Here is an 18813-nt window from a genome sequence, read left to right on the forward strand (position 1 = left end):
GGATCAGTCTAACCCGGCCGCCACCTTTCCTGCGATTTCCTCCGCCGGATGGCCCAAGGGCAGGATCATCGGGAGTCCGCCCCAGTCCGTCATGCGGACGCGGTGCCGTCGCAGGAATCCATCACGGTCTTTTGCAAGGGGCCGGGTTGGGTCCGCAGCAATCCGCGACCAGCAGGCCTGAGGCGTCTCCGCGATCCAAAGCACGGCGAAGCCTGCAACCTTCAGGGCATCCCGGACCTCGGGGCTTGCCCAGGCTCCGCCGCCCAGAGCCATCACCGATGGTTGATCCAGGTTTGAGCGCAGGTTTTCCGCTTCCAGGCGGCGGAATTCGGCCTCGCCTTGCGCTTGAAAGAAATCCGCGATGGTCAGGCCCGTTTTGGCTTCGATGAGGGCATCCAGGTCTAGCACCGGAAGTCCCAATCGCGGCCCCATCATGGAAGCGAGCGTGGATTTCCCGGAGCCGCTGCTGCCCACCAGGGCGATGCCCTGGCCGCGCCGGAATGGAGGTCTCGCCTTCCACCGCGAGGCCTGGGCTTCCCAGGCGAGGTCCGAAGGGTTGTGGCGGTCCAGCTCGCTGATGAGCGCGATGCATTCGGCGCCTGCGCCGAAGACATCATCAAAGTCGCCGTGGACGATTCCCCCGATGGCGATGGGAGCGATGTCCCTCGAGCGCAGCGCCGCGCATCCCTTTTCCATGCCTTCCAGGCCGATGGGTGCCGCATGGTCCGCTTTCGTGGCGGTGGCGCGGAAGGGGCCGAGGCCCGCATGGTCGCAGGCGGCATCCACTCCAGACCACTCGGACCCATCATGGGTGGACGTGCCGATATGAGCTTGTTCCAGACCCGGCAGCCGGCCTGCCTCGGCAGGTGGCAAGTCCCTCTGGCCGAGGTGCAGCCCCCAAGGCGTAAAGCCCTCCTGCGCCGCCAGCACCGCCAGATCCGCACGATCGTTCACGCAGATCATCGGCCAGCCACCGTTGTCATGGGCCTGCCGAAGCGAGGTGGTCAGTTCCACATATTGCGCCTTCGCATCCAGCGGCTTGCCCCGGAACTGGACAAGCGGCAATCCCGCTTCGCCGAAAGTCCGCACTTGTTCAGATAACGAAGCAACCCGTCGCGGGTCGGTGATCGGGTAGATGGGCGGGAGATTAATCATTCAAAAACATCACGCGGAGGGTAGCGGAGGTAGCGGAGGGTAGCAGAGAAAGAAATGATGGGATCTCATGCCGCTTCCTCCTGTGGCATTGGCATCGCCATAGGCGAGGCTACAGCAATCCTGGTTTTGTTTGGCTTCGCCCTCCCCAGGGAGTTTCGACTCATCAGGAATATTGTCCCCGCTGAGGGGAGCAAAGAATCCCCGTTTTCCTCAGCTACCCTCCGCTTCCTCCGCTACCCTCCGCGTGGTCAATTTTTCCCTTCACGCGGCCTCTTCCTCCTCGAACTGCAGCCGCACGAGCTTGGCGTAGTGGCCGTCGAGGTCCATGAGGGCGCCGTGGGTGCCGCGCTCGATGATGCGCCCCTGGTCCATGACCCAGATCTCGTCGGCCTCCTTGATGGTGCTCAGGCGGTGGGCGATGGTGAAGGTGGTCAGGCGGTGGCTCACGTGCTCGATGACGGCCTGGATCTTGGCTTCAGTCTCGGAATCGATGTTGGCGGTGGCTTCGTCCAGCAGCAGGACTTCCGGCTCCAGGTAGAGCATCCGCGCGAAGGCCAGCAATTGCCGCTCCCCCGCGCTGAGCTTTTGTCCGCGCTCTCCCACTTGCGTTTCGAGCCCCAGCGGGAGGCGGCCCACCAGATCCTTCAATTGGCTCTGTTCCAGCACTGAAGCCAGGCGCTGCTCGTCGCGCGGCCTGCCCAGGACGATGTTGTCTTCGAGGGTGCCTGAGAAGACGAACACATCCTGCAGCACCAGGCCGAAGAGCGCACGGTGGCCGAGGACTTTCAGTTCCCGCACGTCCACGCCATCCACCGTTATTTTTCCGGCACCTGCATCGTAGAACCTCATCAAAAGGTTTATGAGCGTGCTCTTGCCTGCGCCGGTGTGGCCCACCACCGCGATGCGGCGTCCTTTGGGGATGGCGCCGCTCAGTTCGTCCACGACGCGGCGGCCGCCTTCCTCGTAGGCGAAGGAGACCTCCTCGAACCGGATCTCCTGTTCGAATTTCACGGGCTTCGGCGCGCCGGCCTCGGGAATCTCGTCCCGGTTGTCCAGCAGTACGAAGATGCGTTCGCTGGAGGCCATGGCCGTCTGCATCACGTTGTAGCGTTCGGCCAGTTCGCGGATGGGCCTGAAGAAGCGCCCCGAGATCTGCACGAACGCGAAGAGCAGGCCCCAGGTGAGGGCTCCCGTTTCAAGTTTGATGCCGCCGTAGTAGATGATGGCCGCCAGCGTGGCGGAGGTGATGAACTCCACCACCGGGAAGAACACCGCGTACGCGAAGATCGTCCGCAGGAAGGCGTCCAGGTAGCTGCGGTTGAGCTGCTTGAACCCCTCGTTGCTGTCGGCTTCGCGGGCGTTCATCTGCACCAGGCTGATGCCCGAAAGCTGCTCCTGGAGGTAGGACTGGATGGCGGCATAGCGGCCCTGGGTTTCGCGGAAGGCTTCGCCGGCGTTGCGGCGGAAGACTTCCGTGGCGATCAGCAGCGGCGGCATGATGGCCAGGGCCACGATCGCCAGCCCTGCGTGCTTGGAGAACATCCAGACAACGATGGCCAGCAGAGACAAGGCGTCCCCCACGATGGCCACGAAGCCCGACGAGAACATTTCGTTGAGGTTCTGCACATCGCTCGTGACGCGGGTCATGAGCCTTCCCACCGGGTTGCGGTGGAAAAAATGGGTGGACCTGTTCATCAGATGGGAGAACAGCTCCATGCGCAGATCCAGCATGGCCCGCTGCCCCACCCAGGCCAGCAGCACGAAGCGGCCCATCTGCACGACAAAGCCCGCCGCCAGCACCCCCATGAAGCCCGCCACCAGGGGCCCGGTGCCCCGCATGGAGCCCGTCTCCATGAACCGGTTGATGAGCCACAGGGTGAATTGGGAGGGCATCACCTCGAGCGCGGCCCCGGCGACCATCAGCCCCAGCAGGCCGAGAAGGCCCACCCAGTAGGGTTTCAGGTACTTGAGGAGCCGGAGCAGCAGGGTGTGGCGCAGCCCGCGCCCGGAAACCTGGTCACTCTGGAAAAAAGGCTCGCCCTTGAACGCCATGGAGCGATTCTCCCACGGATGGCGGCAAGACCGTGCCGCTCCCTGCCGGACGTGGTGAAATGGAGTGTCCGGGCCATCAGCCACCCGCCCACGGCGCTCTGGGAGCAACCGCATGCATCGCGCAACGAAAATCATTCTCGCCCTTGTTTCCGCCTTCCCGATTCTTGGCGCCCAGACTCCCGCGGCCAGATCCCAGTCCGGAACCCGCATGAAGCGGGAAGTCGCGATCCTGTCCGCCCCTCGCATGGAGGGCCGGGGAAACGGCAGCGAGGGTCTTGCCCAGGCCGCGGACCACATCGAGCGCTACTACCGGTCGCTGGGAATCAAGACCAAGCGGCAGAGCTATCCGTACCTCACCGGCGTGGAGGTGAAGGAAGGCAAGGCGTACCTCGGGATGGGGGACGGCAAGCAGTCCCAGCTCCAATGGGGCAAGGATGTCGAGGCCTACAGCTTCAGCGGCAACGGCGTTTTCAATTCCAAGGCCCTGGTCTTTGCGGGCTATGGCATACAGGCGGGCGCCTACAACGATTTCAATGGGGTGGAATCCGTGGGCAAGGTGGTCATCATCGGCCGCGACCTGCCCGACATCCCTGCCTTCGCATCCTTGAGCGCCCAGGAGAAAAGCCTGCGCGGAAGGCTGCGCCGCTTCGAGACGGCCCGCATCGGCGGCCTGATCCTGCTCGAGGAGGGCGATGCTCCGCGGCCCCTCAAGCTGATTTCGGAATTGCCTACCCTTCCCTTTCCGGTCCTCAGCATGCCCTCCAGGGCCCTGGACGCGGTCTGCGGCGATCTGAAGGACCGGCTGAAAAAGATCCGCGAATCCGGCTCGCCGCAGAGCAAGGACTTCGTGTGGGCGCCCTGGTCCTACATGGGATTGACCCTCGAGCTGGAGCGCAAGCACAAGGATGTTCCCAACCTCATCGCGACCATTCCCGGACGGGATCCGAAATTGAAGGCTGAAGTCATCGTCCTGGGCGCGCACATGGACCACCTGGGGCGCGGAGAGCGGCACAGCCTGGGCAGCGCGCCCGCCGCGGGTTTGATCCATGCGGGCGCCGATGACAACGCGTCGGGCACCGCGCTGCTCATGGAGTTGGGCCGGCAGATGAAATCGGCGAAGCCGAAGCGCACCATCCTCCTCACCCATTTTTCGGGCGAAGAAGAAGGCATGCTGGGTTCCGCCTATTGGATCAAGCACCCGACGGTTCCGCTTGAGAGCGTGAAAGCGATGCTGAATTTCGACATGGTCGGCCGGCTGGATCCGAAGAAGCCCCTGTTGCTGCTGGGCGGCCTCGGCGCGCCGAAAGCGGCCTTGGAACGCGCGAAATCCCTGGCTCCGGCGGGGCTCGCCATCGGCGGGGACCTGGGCGCGGCCGCCGGTTCCTCGGACCACCTCACCTTCGCCCTGGCGAAGATTCCCACCTTTTTCTTCTTCACGGGGCTCCATGCCGATTACCACAAGCCCTCGGACACCGCCGACAAGATCGATGGCGCGGGGATGACCATGGTGGCGGCCTACGCCCGATCGGTCGCCATGGATCTCGCCGGCTCCGCCCAAGCGCCGGCCTTCGACCCCGAGACCGCCAAGCTCTCCACCGGAAAAGGCATGGGCGGCGTGAAGGTGAGCTTCGGCGTCATCCCCGATTACGCGGAGCACACCGACGGCTTCCACATCAACGGCGTCATGCCGGGTTCTTCGGCCGAAGCCGCCGGACTCAAGTCCGGGGACATCATCCAGATGTTCGCGGCGCGTCCGGTGAAGACGATCTACGACTACATGGATGCGCTGGCCGCAGGCAAGGCCGGAGACAGCGTGACCGTGAAATGGCTGCGGGACGGCAAGCCCATGGAGGGCCAGGCGGTGCTGAAAGCGAGACAATGAGCAGATGAGGCTCAACCTTCCGATCGATTTCCCCACCGAGGTCCTCGTCGCGGAAGCTCCGGGGGAAATGTTGCTCCCGGATCCGCGGAGCCGGTGGGTGCTGCTGGGCGATGAGTCCGTGAAGGAATTCTGGACCTTCGCGGAACTTCCGGAACCCGAGGGCAGCCTGTGGATCAGGACTTCGGAAGACGCCAAGCGATTGGACACGCTCATCCCGATCCTCGAGCATTGGGCGGCGATCCCCCTGCACCGCGATGCGGTGCTGGTCGCCGTAGGCGGCGGCGTCCTCACGGATATGGCCGGCCTGGCCGCCAGCCTCTATCTGCGCGGCATCCATTGGCATGCCTGGCCTACCACGCTGCTGGCCCAGGTGGACGCGGGCCTTGGAGGGAAAACAGCCGTCAACCTGTCCGCCGGCAAGAACCTGGCGGGCGCTTTCCATGCGCCCAGCCGGCTGGTGGCCTGCCGCAGCTTCCTGCGGACCCTCCCGGTCCGGCAATTGGAAGCGGGCCGGTGGGAGATGGTGAAAATCGCGGTGATGGCCGGCGATATGCCTTGGGCGGAAGCGATTCTCAACCATGACCTGCCGCCCGCGGAATTCATCCAGCGGACCCTCGCGGCCAAAGCCGAAATCGTCCACCGCGATCCGACCGAGCAGGGCGAAAGGCGGTTGCTGAACCTGGGCCACACCCTGGGCCATGCCCTGGAAGCCGCCAGCCGCTTCCAACTGCTGCATGGCGAGGCCGTGGGGCTGGGCCTCCTGGCGGCCTGTTTCCTGGCGGAAGAGCTGGGCCTGGAGCCCTTTCCCGTGCCCTTCCTGAGGCGCCTCGCAAAGGCGTTGAAACCATTGGCCCCCTTGGCCGCATCCTGGGAGGAGTGCAGGCCCTGGCTGCTGCGGGACAAGAAGGCCGCCCACGGCTTATCGCCATGGCCGGAGCTACACTGCATTCTCCCGCTTCCCTCCGAGCGGGCCAGGCAGATGGCCTTGAAGGCCGATGCCTGGATGATTCCCCACCGCCGCCTCCTCGCAAGCCTCAGCTAAGGATTTCCGTGCGCCGCTCCGCCGCCATTCCAACCGCCCTCCTGCTGCTGCAGCCAGGCCAAATCATCGCCCAGGCCCCGCAGGAGGATCCCCGCGCCCTGATGATGCAGGCCAGGGCCAAACAGCGCCGGGGCGGCGGCGATGATCCCTCGGGCGCGGCCCATATCTACCGTCGCGTGGTGGCCTTGGTCCCCCAAAGCGCCGAGGCGCATCTCAGGCTTTCGGAATCCATCGAGGAGACCGGCGACATGGACGGCGCGGTCCCGCCGGCCCGGAAAGCCCTTGAACTGGACCCCCGCAATGCCGAAGCCGCGGGGCACTTGGGATTGTTGCAGTACCGCCGGGCCATGGCCTCCTCCTCGGTGCTGCCGGAGGCCCGGGGGGACCTGCAGAAGGCCTCCGAATTGCTGCCTGGAGATGCGGAAGTCTGGGCTCGCCAGGGCGAGGTCTCCGAGCTGCTGAAGGATTCCGAACTGGCCCTGCGTTCCTGGCTGCAGGTGGGGCGGCTCCGGCCCTCCATCACGGTTGCCTGGGAGCGCGCGCTCATCCAGGCGAAATCCCTGGACCGCTATGATGCCCGGCGCGAGGCCGCCATGGCGCTTTGTTCCGGCAAGCATCCCGACCCGCGGCATCTGCGGATGCTCGATGAATTGTCCCGGGAGCAGATCAAGCTCGGCTATCTGGCCCACGCCGAGGATAGTTTCCGCCTGCTGAGCCGCCACCTGCCGGAATCGCCGGAGATTCTGGAAAATGTGGCGCTCGTCCAGGTGCGCACGGCCCGTTTCGACGAGGCCCTGAAGAGCCTGCGGCAGGCGGAAAGCCTGAAACCCTCGGACCGCATCTCCTTCAATCTGGCCCTGGCCCTCATGAACCTCGGGCGGTTCCGCGAGGCCGAGGACAGGTGGAAGCAGTTGTTGCCGCACCTGGTGGGCCGGAACGATGAAACCATCTCCCAGCAGAACGCCCGGATCCTCTACGCCAGTTGCCTGCTGCTCCAGGGCCGCGGCGCCGAAGCGTTGCCGATGATCAACGCGTGGCGGGTGACCCGGGATGATGGGGAGCTGGCGACGCTCCGCGCCGAGGCCCTGTTGGCCCAGGAAGACTGGAAGGGCACCCGTGCCGCCCTGCGGGAAGGCATCGCCAGATTCCCGAAAATGCCACTCTTCATCCAGGCCGCCGCGCTGCCGAAAAAACTTTTCAACGAAGGCTTCTTCGCGAAGAAGGAATCCAGGGGCGCCTTGATGCAGCTCTATTACGAAGGCATCGCCAACGCCTTCGCGGAATTCCGCCAGTGGGACCGCTGCCTTGACTACGCGGGCAGGGCCCGGAACGCATCCAAGCAGCGGGAGATCGAATTGCTGCTCCTCCAATCCAACGCGCTGGACCAGTTGGGCCGCGCCGATGAAGCCCTGAACGTGCTGCGGGAAGCCCAGAAGGTGGATCCCGCCAACAGCACGCTGCAGAACAACCTGGGCTACCTGCTGCTGGAGCGGGGCGGCGACCTCCAAGAGGCTTCGGAGCTCATCGAAGCCGCCGTGAAACAGGATCCGCAGAACGGCTCCGTGATGGATTCCTGGGGCTGGGTGCTGTTCAAGCAGGGCAAGTTCGAGGAATCCGAGAAGGCCCTCCGCCGCGCCTCGGAGCTGAACCCCTTCAGTCCCGATACGCGGGTCCACCTGGGCGAGGTGCTCCTGAAACTGAACCGGCCGGAGGAAACCGTGGAGCAGTGGGAACGCGCCTTGGCTTTCATCTTCCCCGGCCGCGCCGGGCTGGATAAACGCCTGGCCACCCTGCGCGCCGACATCGCCAAGCGCAATGCGTCGGCCAAAGGGCCGGCGCCGAAGGATGCCGCCAAGGATGCGAACCCGCCCGAAGACAAGGACGACGAATTCGATGAGGACGGCCATTGACCAGGTTGATCAGACTGACCGGTTTGCTGCCGCTGGCGCCCGCGATCCTCTCGATGGCCAACCTCCCTGCTGCCCAGGCAGCGCCTCCGTTGGATACCAGGGTCGTCCGGGCCCAGTACTCCTGGGGCTACCTTGGCCCTGATGGCGAGGGAAAAGGCACCCTGGCGGTGCTGGTGGATGCCGCCACGGGCCGTGTGGTGCTGGAGCTGCACGGACTCGGCGAACGGCTCATGCTCCTGGAAGGCGACCGCGCCAAGGGCTATCGCGTGCAGATTCCACGGCAGAAGCTCGACGAGCAGGCGCCCGGGCTGGGCGGCCTGCCCCTGCCCTTCCTGCCCCGGCTCGGCACGCCCGAAGCCCTCCGCGCGCTCATCACCGATGGCACCGGCGAAGGCGTGAAGGTCACCAAGAAGGATGCCAAGGGCCCCGTCAAACTCAAATACCAAGGCAAGGACGACTTCGGGAAAGACGTCCAGGTGTGGCTGGTGCGCACCCGCCTCGATGTTTCGGATTGAGCCTGCGGCCGCTGGGTTGCCCTGCCGCGGGGCGGTTGGACCTGGTCCTGCCTATGGGTAGAATGGGCGCTCCTTTGGAAACCCTGCCGTGATCCAACCCCTCGTCAGAAAGGCCGCCCTGGACCTCGCCATTGAGCGGGGCCTCGTCAGCGATGACGGTGGCGGACAAGAGGACTTGGGGGATTACGCCCGGCGCGGTGCCATCGATATCGAAACCATGAAATTGCTGGAGCGGGAGGCCGAACTCCTGCTCAACGGAAGGTATCCCGAGTACGGGAATGAGCCGACGGCCCTCATGCCCGACGGACCGGAGCCGCCGCCGATCCCTCGTTTGGGACTCTACCCCTGGAAGGACTGGAGCCGCTTCAAGCCGGAGGTGTTTCTCGGCGAAGGAGGCATGGGCCGGGTCTTCCGGGTGCAGGACATCCGCTTGAAGCGCCGGGTCGCCTTGAAATTCTTCAGGGCCGCCCTGGACAACGCAGCGAAGGTTTTCCTGCGGGAGGCCCAATCCCAGGCCCGCATCGACCATCCCAATGTGGCCAAGGTGTTCGAAGCCGGCGAACAGGAGGGCATCCCCTTCCTGAGCATGCAGCACATCCAGGGGCCGACGCTCTCCGAGGCCGCGCCCGGCCTGGATCTGCGGGAAAAAGTGGAACTGGTCCGGCAAGCGGCGCTGGGCGTGCATGCGGCCCACCGCCTGGGCATCGTCCACCGCGATCTCAAGCCCGGGAACATCATGCTGGAGCGGGACGAACAGGGCCACTGGAAGGCCTTCGTCATGGACTTCGGCCTGGCCCGCGACCTCGCCGACACCCCCACGGGAATGACCGCAGTCATGGGCACGCCGGCCTACATGAGCCCCGAGCAGATCGAGGGACCATCGGTCCTCGTGGGACCCCATTCAGACATCTATGCGTTGGGGGTGACCCTCTTCGGGTTGTTGGCGGGCTGCCTGCCCTTCGTGGGAAGCAACCAGGCCGAGATCTTCCGGCTGATCGTGGAGGCGGATGCGCCGTCCCTCCGCAAGATCGACCCCACCCTCCCGAAGGAGCTGGAAGGCATCGTCCAGCACTGCATGGAACGGGATGTCCTCCGCCGTTACGACAGCGCCCTGGAACTGGCCGAGGATCTCGAGCGCTTCCTGGCCGGACGGTCCGTCCGGGCCAGTCCCGTGGGCGCCTGGGAGCGCTCCCTGAAGCGCGTCCGCAGGAATCCGCTTCCGGTCCTGAGCCTCTCGGCCGTCTTGCTGCTCTCGGGCGGATGGCTGGCCTACGCGCTGGCGACCCGCTCGCGGGAGCGGGCGCTGGGGCTCCGCGTGGAAGCCCAAAGCCAGGATTTGAGCCGGATCCTGTTGGAACTCGAGCAACTGAAGTCCCGCCAGGCCGAAGAACGGAGACGGTCCGAAAACCTGCTCCGCGAGGTGGCGCAGGCGCCCACGCCCGCGGCGCGGCAGCAGGCCGAAGAATTGCTGCAGGCCAGCCAGCTCCGGGAGCAGGAGCTCGCCAAGCAGGTGGAGGAGGCAAAGCAGCGGATTCCAAGCCCAGCCAATTCCGAGGCCAATGGGCGTCCTTCCGCCGCGAATGCGGAGCCTGGGCGCGCCGCAGCCGAGCCTTCCCAGAAAGAACCGGACCCCAGGGTGGAGGCGAGCGCCGTGGATCAAGCGGGCCGGAACCCACCTGCGGCCGAAGCCCCTGCCTACGCCCCGCCCAGGGTCCTGTACCTGGCCTCGGGCCGCTATCCCAGCAGGGCCCTGTCGGATACGTGGAATCCCTACCGGCGGCACGAGGTTTCCATCCTCCTCCGGGTGCAGGTGGACGCGAATGGCAAGCCGGACAAGATCACCGTCCTCCAGGATGTGCCTGGCTCTCTCGGCTACAGCGAATCGGCCATGGACGTGATCCGCCGCTCCACCTTCGAACCGGCCATGAAGGCGGGAAAGCCCGTGCCCGGATCGATCGATATCCAGGTCAAGTTCACCAAAGCCGCCAAGTAGGGACCAGGGTTACTGGGCTGGAGGCCGGCCGGCCCTCACCCAGGCACTCAGTATGAGATCCCCCAAAGCTTCGGCGCTCTGTTCCATCCGCTTCAGGACCGTCTCGCGCTGCCCGGCCCAGAAGATCAGCCAGTACGCGCCCTCCCGGCGGGTGCCCCGGCGATCCATCGGTGTGGTGCGGTCGGCTGCCTTGTCGCGGGCCAGGACTTCCGGCACCAGCGCGTAGGATTCCGTCAGCCATCTCCAGGGAGCTTTCATCAAATCCGGATCCACCTTCGCCGGGCGCACGCCCAGGTCCCCCTCAACCACATAGCGCTCCACCAATCCAACTTCCCAGCGGCCGTGGACACCCCGCTGGCCCGACTCCCCGCCATCATGGTTGCGGGTGCTGTGCAAGGGCACGTGGGCATCGCCGACATAGTGGCCGAGGATGGCGGTGGCGAAGGCGATCCTGTCCCTGTCCCCGCTTTGGAAGGCCTCCACCAGGTCCTTCCAGCGATCTTGGACCACCCAGGGCAATTGGCCATTCTTGACGAAGGCGGCGCGGCCCACCTGCTGGATGGCCTGTTCGATCTCCAGCGGCACCTTGCCGGCGCCTCCGTAGATTTCAGTGTCCAGGTAGTGGCGAGAAGACTCCTTGCGGTCGTGGTCGCGCCAGGCGTCGGGATCGGAGGCGTGGTCGCGGAGAAACGCCTCCTTCCCCGCATACCAGGCCTTCACCTCCGGAGGCAGCGTCTTGAGCATGGTGCCGTTGATGATCCGGTGGCCTTTGTCGCCCCAGGCGCGGAGCAGGCTTGCGCCGCAGAACAGCAGCCCGACAAGCGACAGGGTACGCAGTTTCATATCCATATCAGCGCGGAATGGTGCCGGTGCGTTCCCACCGGGTCCACGTGAAGAAATGGCGGGTTCCGTCCATGAAATTCATCACCACATCCCCCGGACCAGCGGGTTCTTTGGCCCTCGTATCATCACTGCCACCTTCGCGAAAGCTCCACCACACGATGAAAGGCCGGCCTCGCAGCTGCTCTTGGGGAATGAAGCCCCAAAAGCGGCTGTCAGCTGACCGGTCGCGGTTGTCGCCCAGGCCGAAGATGCAGCCGGGAGGTACGGTGACGGGGCCCAAGTTGTCACTGAAACCATACGTCTCCGCGTGTCCCTGCATGTCTGCTTTGGCGATCTCAGGATCCAGAAAAGGCCAAATTCCAGGGGAGGGATCAGGGTCCTTAAGACCCATGTCCGCACCCTCCGGCCAAGGACCTTCCACAGGGCCTTTACCTGGGTTCAGAATGTGATGCTCGAACTCGCCGGTGACGAGCTTGCCATTCACGTACAGGTGTTTGCGGCGAATTTCCAGTTTATCGCCAGGCAGGGCGACGCAGCGTTTCACGTAATCCATGTTCCGGTCCATGGGGTAGCGGAACACGATAATGTCGCCGCGGTCCACCTTCCGCATGGGGAAAAGCTTGGCTTCCCAGCCCCACTGCGGCGTGGCGAAGATGAATTTGTTGGCCAGAAGATGGTCCCCGATCATCATCGTGTTCCGCATGGAAGCCGATGGAATCACGAACTGCTGCCCCACGAAAGTCTTGAAAAAAAGGATCATGGCCACGCCAAAGCAGGCCAATTCCAGATTGTCCCGGATCACGCCCCTGGCTACGCCTGCAGGCAGCGTGCGCAGATCTTTGGTTCCGTCCGCCTCCATGTCAGCGGGGGATCGTGCCCGTGCGCTCCCACCGGGTCCATTGGAAGAAGTGCTGGGCGCCATCCGCGAAATTTTTCAGCACGTCCGTGGGTCCCTTCACCTCGCGGGCCCCGGTATCGTCATTGCCGCCTTCGCGGAAGCTCCACCACACCAGGAATGGCCGTCCCCGCAGCTGCTCGATCGGGATGAACCCCCAATAGCGGCTGTCCGCGGAATTGTCGCGGTTGTCACCCATGCCGAAGATGCAGCCCTGCGGCACGGTGATGGGGCCCAGGTTGTCGCGGAAGCCGGAGGTCTGCGCGTGGCCCTGCATGTCCACCTTGACGATCTCGGGATCCAGGAAGGGCCAGATGCCTGCGGAAGGCTCCGGTTCCAGGGGGCCCACGTTGGCGCCCTCGGCCCAGGGGCCGTTCACCGGGCCGTCGTCCAAGTTCAAGATGTGATGCTCGAACTGGCCCGTGATGAGCTTGCCGTTCACGTACAGGTGCTTCCGGCGCACCTCCAGTTTGTCGCCGGGCAGCGCGACGCAGCGCTTCACGTAGTCCATGTTCCGGTCCATGGGATAGCGGAAGACGATGATGTCGCCGCGGTCCACTCTGCGCATGGGAAACAGCTTGGCTTCCCAGTCCCACTGCGGCGTGGCGAAGATGAATTTGTTGGCCAGCAGATGATCCCCGATCATCATGGTGTTCCGCATGGACGCTGACGGGATCGTGAACTGCTGGCCCACGAAGGTCTTGAAAAAGATGATCAGCAGCACCGCGAAGCAGGCCACTTCCAGATTGTCCCGGATCGCGCCCTTGGCCACGCCCACGGGCAGCTCGCGAGATTGCTTGGTATCGTCCGCCATGGTTTTCCTCAGTTCTTATTCTGCCGCGACGGCGAAATGGGCAAATCAGAGAAGCCATAGCTGAAGAGCCGGTTGACCACGATCCATCGGCCTTCCTGGAACTCCTGGGTCTCGATCTCCCCGAGCCGCGGCAGATAGAAGGTGCGGCGCCGCGGCCCCTTGCCATCCAGCGTTTCAGAAGCGACCCAGACGCCCACGCGGCCCAGCGTGTCCGGCAGCGCCAGGCCTGTCTCCGGCATGGCGGCCCGGCCCTCCACGCGATGGCGGCGGCCCCGTTCTTCCCAGGCCTGGACATCGGGGAAATGCGGAGGCAGCACCACCAAGGCCTTGGTCTTGGGATCCTTCATCAGGTCCACGCCGCCGTTCTCGCAGCAGAACAACACATCCATCTGGCCTTCAAACGTCGTGAAGGTCTTGGTCACGAACAATTTCGCATCCTCCTTTTCCACCTTGGCGATGCGCACCTGCATACGTTCCTGGCCGCGCCGGGGCTGTGGAAGGCTGGGGTTTTCATAGGCCAGGGTCAGGCCGGCCTCGGCGGGCGCGTAAAGCGTTTCGGGCGCGGTCCGCTCGCAGGCCAAGCCCGATCCCAACAGCGCAACGAGGAGGGCGAGCTGCCTCACTTGTGTCCCCGGTTGAATTTCGCCAGCAGATCCGAAAGGCTCGCGGGCTCGGTGGAACTTGCCGCCTTCTCCGGCGGCGGTTCGAAGAGCATGCGTTCGGGCCTCGACTCAGGCCTGGGACGATCGCTTTTGGAATGTTCCCGGCGGGGACGGTCGGGGCGGCTTCCATCCCGCTGTCCTTCCGGGCGCGGCCCGCGGCCGCCTTCCGGACGGGGGCCCCGCGGACCTTCCGGCCTGAAAGGCCTGGATTCGGGGCCTGGCCGGTCGGCGCGGTCCGGGCGCGGTGGGCGCTCGGATTTCGGCGTGCCCTCGCGGCGGGCTTGTGGGGCGGGTCTTTCACCCGGCGGCAGCGATGGCGGTGCGGGCCGTTGCGCCCGCTCGGGCCTCGGGCGGGGTTTTTTCTGCGCCGGCTCGGGCGGCGCCAGCATGGCCTTCATGGAAAGCGCGATGCGCTTGGCGGGATGGTCCAGGGCCATGACCTTGACCTTCACCACCTGGCCGACGCTGACAACTTCCGAAGGGTTCTTCACGAAGCGATGGCTCATTTCGCTCAAGTGGACCAGGCCGTCCTGATGGACGCCCACATCCACGAAAGCTCCGAAATCCGTCACATTGGTGATGACGCCCTGAAGCTCCATGCCGACTTCCAGATCCGCCGGCTTGTTCACGCCTTCCTTAAACTGGATGGCTTCGAATTTGTGGCGCGGGTCGCGGCCGGGCTTCCGCAATTCCGCGAGGATGTCCCGCACGGTTTCCGGACCGAACCGCTCGTCGGTGAACTGCGCCGCGGCCAGGCCGTTCAGCACGGCCTCGTTGCCGATGAGCTCCGCGACGGTCTGGTTCACGGCAGCGCAGATGCGCTCCACGATGGCGTAGCTTTCGGGGTGCACCGCGCTGGAGTCCAGGGGGTTGTCTCCCTCGCGGATGCGCAGGAAACCCGCCGCCTGCTGGAAGGCTTTTTCACCGAACCGGCTCACTTCGAGCAATTGCTCGCGGCGTTTGAAGGCCCCGTGCTCGAAACGGTGCTGCACGATGTTCTTCGCGAGGGTTTCGCCGATGCCCGCGACGTAGCTCAGCAGCCGATACGATGCTGAATTCAGGTCCACGCCCACGCGGTTCACGCAGGATTCCACCACGTCATCGAGCCCCTTTTTCAGGGCCGTCTGGTTCACATCATGCTGGTACTGGCCCACGCCGATGCTCTTGGGCTCCACCTTCACCAGCTCCGCGAGGGGATCCTGGAAGCGCCGGGCGATGCTGATGGCGCCGCGGACGGTGACGTCCAGTTCGGGGAATTCTTCCCGGGCCACGGGGCTGGCGCTGTAGACCGAGGCTCCAGCCTCGCTCACCGCCACGCAGGTGATGTAGGCGCGATCCGAATCCCGCAGCCATTCCTTGAGGAACAGCTCCACTTCCCGGCCCCCGGTGCCATTGCCCACCACGATGGATTCCAGCGGGTACTTGGTGGCGATCTGTTCGAGGATGGCCCTGGATCCATCAATATCGCGCTTGGGTTCCAGCGGGTAGATGGTGGCCGTCTCCATGAACGCGCCAAGGCGGTTGATCACCGCCAGCTTGCAGCCCGTGCGGATGCCCGGATCCACGCCCAGCGTGCAGACCTGGCCCGCGGGCGGCGCCAGCATCAGATGATCGAGGTTGTTCTGGAAGACCTTGATGGCCTCTGCATCGGCCTTCTTCTTGGCCTCGATGCGGACATCCACTTCGATGGAGGGCGCCAGCAGCCGGTCGAAGGCATCCTGGGCCACGTCGCGCAGGAACCGCAGGTAGCCCGAAGCCGGATCGCAGGGGATACGCACCAGCAGCTGGCTCACCAGGTTCTCCCGGTCCACGGCGAGTTTCACGTGCAGGATCTCTTCCTTCTCGCCGCGCCGCAGGGCCAGCAGCCGGTGGGATGGGATTTTCTTGATGGCTTCCTTGAAATCGAAGTAGGGCCTGAAGCGCAGGGCCTCCTTGCCCTCCTTTTTTTCATCGCGGATAAGGCTCACCAGCACGCCGGTATCGTGGAAGACCTGGCGCAGCCAGGCGCGGTTGCCCGCGTCCTCGGCCACGCGCTCCGCGAGGATATGGCCGGCGCCTTCCACGCATTCGCTGGGAGCGTTCAGGCCTTCTTCGCCTTCCTTCACGAAGGGCGCGGCCAGCAACAAGGGATCGGCGCCGCTGGTGTCGGCCAGCAGCGCGTCGAGCAAGGGCTCCAGGCCCCGCTCCCGCGCGACGGAAGCCTTCGTTTTCTTCTTGGGCTTGAAGGGCAGGTAGAGATCCTCCAGCTCCGCTTTGACCCAGGCTGCGTTGATCTTGGCCTTCAATTCGTCGGTGAGTTTGCCCTGGTCCTCGATGGACTTGAGCACCGCGGCGCGGCGCTCCATCAGATCCTTGTAGTAGGACGCGCGGTCCTCGATGGCGTGGATGGCCTCGTCGTCCAGGGACCCGTGGGCTTCCTTGCGGTACCGGGCGATGAACGGCACGGTGTTGCCTTCGTCCAGCAGCGCGATGACTGAGGCGACCCCCGCGCGGGGCAGCTTCAATTCGTGTGCGATTCGGTCGAGCACTGACTCCACGGGTGTCTCCTAGAACTTCCGCCTGAAATTTCGCGAGGATCCGGAGAGCTGTAGGTCCAGTACCGGCGCTTTCCAGATCAGCGCGACCGGACATGATAGCGCAGCAGATTCCTCCTGGTCATTCCATATGGGCTGTTCCTGCCTGGCCCGGTAATCTGGACGGTCCGGACCTCTCGAGTCCCGTACTTCCAGTCCCAGGTTTCCTCTTCCGAGCCCGGCATGCCCAAACCGCTTGAAAAATTCCGCATCATCGACCTGTCCCGCATATTGGCCGGGCCCTTTGCCGCGCAGTTGCTGGCCGACCTCGGAGCGGACGTGCACAAGCTGGAACCGCCGGAAGGCGATGCCACCCGCGGATGGGGCCCGCCTTTCGATGGCGGCGAGAGCGCTTATTTCCGCTGCTGCAACCGCGGCAAGACCACGGAGATCATCGACCTCCATACGGATGATGGCAAGGCGCGGCTCTTCGAGCTGCTCAAGGATGCGGACGTGCTGGTGGAAAACTTCCTGCCGGATTCGGCGGACCGGCTTGGACTCGGGTGGAAGGCGCTGCACGCGAAATTCCCCAAGCTGGTCCTCGCCAGCATCCGCGGATTTGCGAGCGATGTCACCAATTCCCGCCGCCCGGGCTACGATTTCATCCTCCAGGCCGAAAGCGGGTGGATGAGCATCACGGGCGAGGAAGGCGGCCGCCCCATGAAGGTCGGCGTGGCGCTCGTGGACGTGCTGGCGTCGCTTTACTGCGCCAACGGGATCCAGGCGGCGCTGCTCCATCGGGAGCGCACCGGAGAAGCGATGCACATGGAAGTCCCCCTGATGGAAGCCGCCCTCGCAGGCCTGGTGAACGTCGGCGCAGGCACGCTGATGACAGGCCAGGCCCCGAAACGCTATGGCAACGCCCACCCGCAGATCGTGCCCTACCAGACCTTTCCCTGCCGCGACGGGGAGGTGGCCATCGGCGTGGGCGGAGACCGTCAATTCGAAGTGCTCGCCCTCATGCTGGAACTGGATCTCGACCGCCATCCGGGCTGGCGCAAGAACCGCGGTCGGGTGGAGGACCGCGCCAGGCTCATCGAAGCCATCAGCGCCGCCCTCGCCTCGCGCAGCGTGGATGAGGTGCTCGCATTCTGCGAACAGGACGCCATCCCCGCCAGCCGGGTGCGCACGGTCGACGACGCACTGTTCAAGCAGGCCGGCCACCTGCATCAGCTCATCCAGCCCCTGTTCGACGAGGACACCAACATGATGGTGCCCACCCTCGCCAGCCCCATCCTGCTCAATGGCCAGCGGGCCTGCGCCTCGCTGCCGCCGCCGCGGTGGAAGCCGTGAAGGCGCCGCCGCCGCTGCGACCCATCGCCGAGGCCGGCCTTCGCGGCGCGGAATCCGCAGCCGCCAACCTCCGCGCGGAAGCAAAAATCCGGCGGGCATGGGCCCTTTCGGTCGGACCGTCATTGCAACGCCACACGGTCTTCCTCCGCCTGGTGCAGGGCCGTGTGGTGGTCGGCGCATGGGAACTGGCCATGATCCCGAGCCTTCGGATTTCCGCAGAGGCCGCCTGGCCTCAGGTGAAGGAGCGCCTGGAGCGTCTGACCGGCCTGCGGCTCGCCCGGCTGGAGCTGGTGCCGACGGACCCGCCCGTCCCCTCCGTTCCGCGTCCCGCCAGGCCAGTGGACGCCTTCGCCGAAGTCCTCGCCCGCCTGCAGAAGCCACCCGCATAGAATCAGCACTGGACGCAGCGGCCAGAACGAATTAGCATCAGAAGTCATTCGGGGCGTGGCTCAGCCTGGTAGAGCGCTCGGTTCGGGACCGAGAGGTCGGAGGTTCGAATCCTCTCGCCCCGACCAGTTAGCAATGAAACGGCACTCCACCCTGAGAGTGCCGTTTCCATTAATTGAGGAAGGATTCGAACCTCCGATCGGCAACGGCGCGGGAGTAGGAAAAGGCTGAGACGCGCGAGCGTCGAAGCCGGTCCGCGAAGCGGATTTCCGCCCGCAGCCGTGCCGCGGCAGATGGGTGGTGTTAGGTCCCAGTTGGAGGGCGAACCCAATCCTCTCGCCCCGACCAGTTAGCAATGAAACGGCACTCCACCCTGAGAGTGCCGTTTCCATTAATTGAGGAAGGATTCGAACCTCCGATCGGCAATGGCGCGGGGTTAGGAAAAGGTTGAGACGCGCGAGCGTCGAAGCCGGTCCGCGAAGCGGATTTCCGCCCGCAGCCGTGCCGCGGCAGATGGGTGGTGTTAGGTCCCAGTTGGAGGGCGAACCCAATCCTCTCGCCCCGACCAGTTAGCAATGAAACGGCACTCCACCCTGAGAGTGCCGTTTCCATTAATTGAGGAAGGATTCGAACCTCCGATCGGCAACGGCGCGGGAGTAGGAAAAGGCTGAGACGCGCGAGCGTCGAAGCCGGTCCGCGAAGCGGATTTCCGCCCGCAGCCGTGCCGCGGCAGATGGGTGGTGTTAGGTCCCAGTTGGAGGGCGAACCCAACCCGAAGCGCCCCGACCAGTTAGCAA

Annotated in this window: 14 protein-coding genes and 1 tRNA gene; 8 read left to right on the forward strand and 7 right to left on the reverse strand. The window is 65.0% G+C overall.

Annotated features, from left to right (window positions below):
• Positions 1-3 precede the first annotated feature (3 nt).
• Together IPQ13_07060 and IPQ13_07065 are read right to left on the reverse strand one after the other, a co-directional pair.
• Positions 4-1155 carry a thiamine phosphate synthase gene (locus IPQ13_07060; protein ID MBL0210657.1) on the reverse strand — a complete coding sequence of 384 codons (1152 nt, stop codon included), beginning with the start codon at positions 1153-1155 and terminating at the stop codon, positions 4-6.
• A gap of 261 nt (positions 1156-1416) precedes the next feature.
• Complete coding sequence (locus tag IPQ13_07065) at positions 1417-3207, reverse strand: ABC transporter ATP-binding protein (protein MBL0210658.1); 1791 nt, start codon at positions 3205-3207, stop codon at positions 1417-1419.
• A gap of 112 nt (positions 3208-3319) precedes the next feature.
• Between IPQ13_07065 and IPQ13_07070 the strand changes: the two genes are divergently transcribed.
• The 5 genes from IPQ13_07070 (at position 3320) to IPQ13_07090 (ending at position 10549) form a co-directional block, all read left to right on the forward strand.
• Entirely contained in the window at positions 3320-5089 is a 1770-nt protein-coding gene (locus tag IPQ13_07070) for a M28 family peptidase (GenBank protein ID MBL0210659.1), read from the forward strand.
• 4 nt (positions 5090-5093) lie between these two features.
• The gene (locus IPQ13_07075) at positions 5094-6131 is read left to right on the forward strand and encodes a 3-dehydroquinate synthase (GenBank protein ID MBL0210660.1); all 1038 of its coding nucleotides are present in this window, start codon (positions 5094-5096) and stop codon (positions 6129-6131) included.
• 8 nt (positions 6132-6139) lie between these two features.
• Complete coding sequence (locus IPQ13_07080; GenBank protein MBL0210661.1) at positions 6140-8041, forward strand: tetratricopeptide repeat protein; 1902 nt, start codon at positions 6140-6142, stop codon at positions 8039-8041.
• A complete protein-coding gene (locus tag IPQ13_07085) occupies positions 8038-8556 on the forward strand; it encodes a hypothetical protein (protein MBL0210662.1) in 519 nt (172 codons plus the stop codon). The genes IPQ13_07080 and IPQ13_07085 overlap by 4 nt, the downstream gene beginning before the upstream one ends.
• A gap of 88 nt (positions 8557-8644) precedes the next feature.
• Positions 8645-10549 (forward strand): TonB family protein, encoded by a 1905-nt coding sequence (locus IPQ13_07090; GenBank protein ID MBL0210663.1) that lies wholly within the window; start codon positions 8645-8647, stop codon positions 10547-10549.
• Positions 10550-10558: 9 nt separating this feature from the next.
• Here IPQ13_07090 and IPQ13_07095 read toward each other — a convergent pair whose 3' ends face one another.
• The 5 genes from IPQ13_07095 to IPQ13_07115 are packed head-to-tail and all read right to left on the reverse strand — an operon-like array spanning position 10559 to position 16300.
• The gene (locus IPQ13_07095; GenBank protein MBL0210664.1) at positions 10559-11392 is read right to left on the reverse strand and encodes a hypothetical protein; all 834 of its coding nucleotides are present in this window, start codon (positions 11390-11392) and stop codon (positions 10559-10561) included.
• 7 nt (positions 11393-11399) lie between these two features.
• The gene (gene lepB, locus IPQ13_07100; GenBank protein MBL0210665.1) at positions 11400-12251 is read right to left on the reverse strand and encodes a signal peptidase I; all 852 of its coding nucleotides are present in this window, start codon (positions 12249-12251) and stop codon (positions 11400-11402) included.
• A 1-nt stretch (position 12252) separates the two neighbouring features.
• A complete protein-coding gene (gene lepB / locus IPQ13_07105) occupies positions 12253-13101 on the reverse strand; it encodes a signal peptidase I (protein MBL0210666.1) in 849 nt (282 codons plus the stop codon).
• An 8-nt stretch (positions 13102-13109) separates the two neighbouring features.
• Positions 13110-13724 carry a hypothetical protein gene (locus IPQ13_07110; GenBank protein MBL0210667.1) on the reverse strand — a complete coding sequence of 205 codons (615 nt, stop codon included), beginning with the start codon at positions 13722-13724 and terminating at the stop codon, positions 13110-13112.
• Positions 13721-16300 (reverse strand): helix-hairpin-helix domain-containing protein, encoded by a 2580-nt coding sequence (locus tag IPQ13_07115; protein MBL0210668.1) that lies wholly within the window; start codon positions 16298-16300, stop codon positions 13721-13723. Before IPQ13_07115 ends, IPQ13_07110 begins: the two co-directional genes overlap by 4 nt.
• Before the next feature lie 219 nt (positions 16301-16519).
• On the opposite strand from IPQ13_07115, the gene IPQ13_07120 reads away from it, so the two are divergent.
• The 3 genes from IPQ13_07120 (at position 16520) to IPQ13_07130 (ending at position 18144) form a co-directional block, all read left to right on the forward strand.
• The gene (locus IPQ13_07120) at positions 16520-17629 is read left to right on the forward strand and encodes a CoA transferase (protein ID MBL0210669.1); all 1110 of its coding nucleotides are present in this window, start codon (positions 16520-16522) and stop codon (positions 17627-17629) included.
• Positions 17626-18018: a hypothetical protein gene (locus IPQ13_07125; protein MBL0210670.1), complete on the forward strand. Its 393-nt coding sequence runs from the start codon at positions 17626-17628 to the stop codon at positions 18016-18018. The genes IPQ13_07120 and IPQ13_07125 overlap by 4 nt, the downstream gene beginning before the upstream one ends.
• 49 nt (positions 18019-18067) lie before the next feature.
• Positions 18068-18144, forward strand: a tRNA-Pro gene (locus tag IPQ13_07130).
• Positions 18145-18813 lie beyond the last annotated feature (669 nt).

It is taken from the genome of Holophagaceae bacterium, from assembly GCA_016720465.1.
Taxonomy (GTDB): domain Bacteria; phylum Acidobacteriota; class Holophagae; order Holophagales; family Holophagaceae; genus JANXPB01.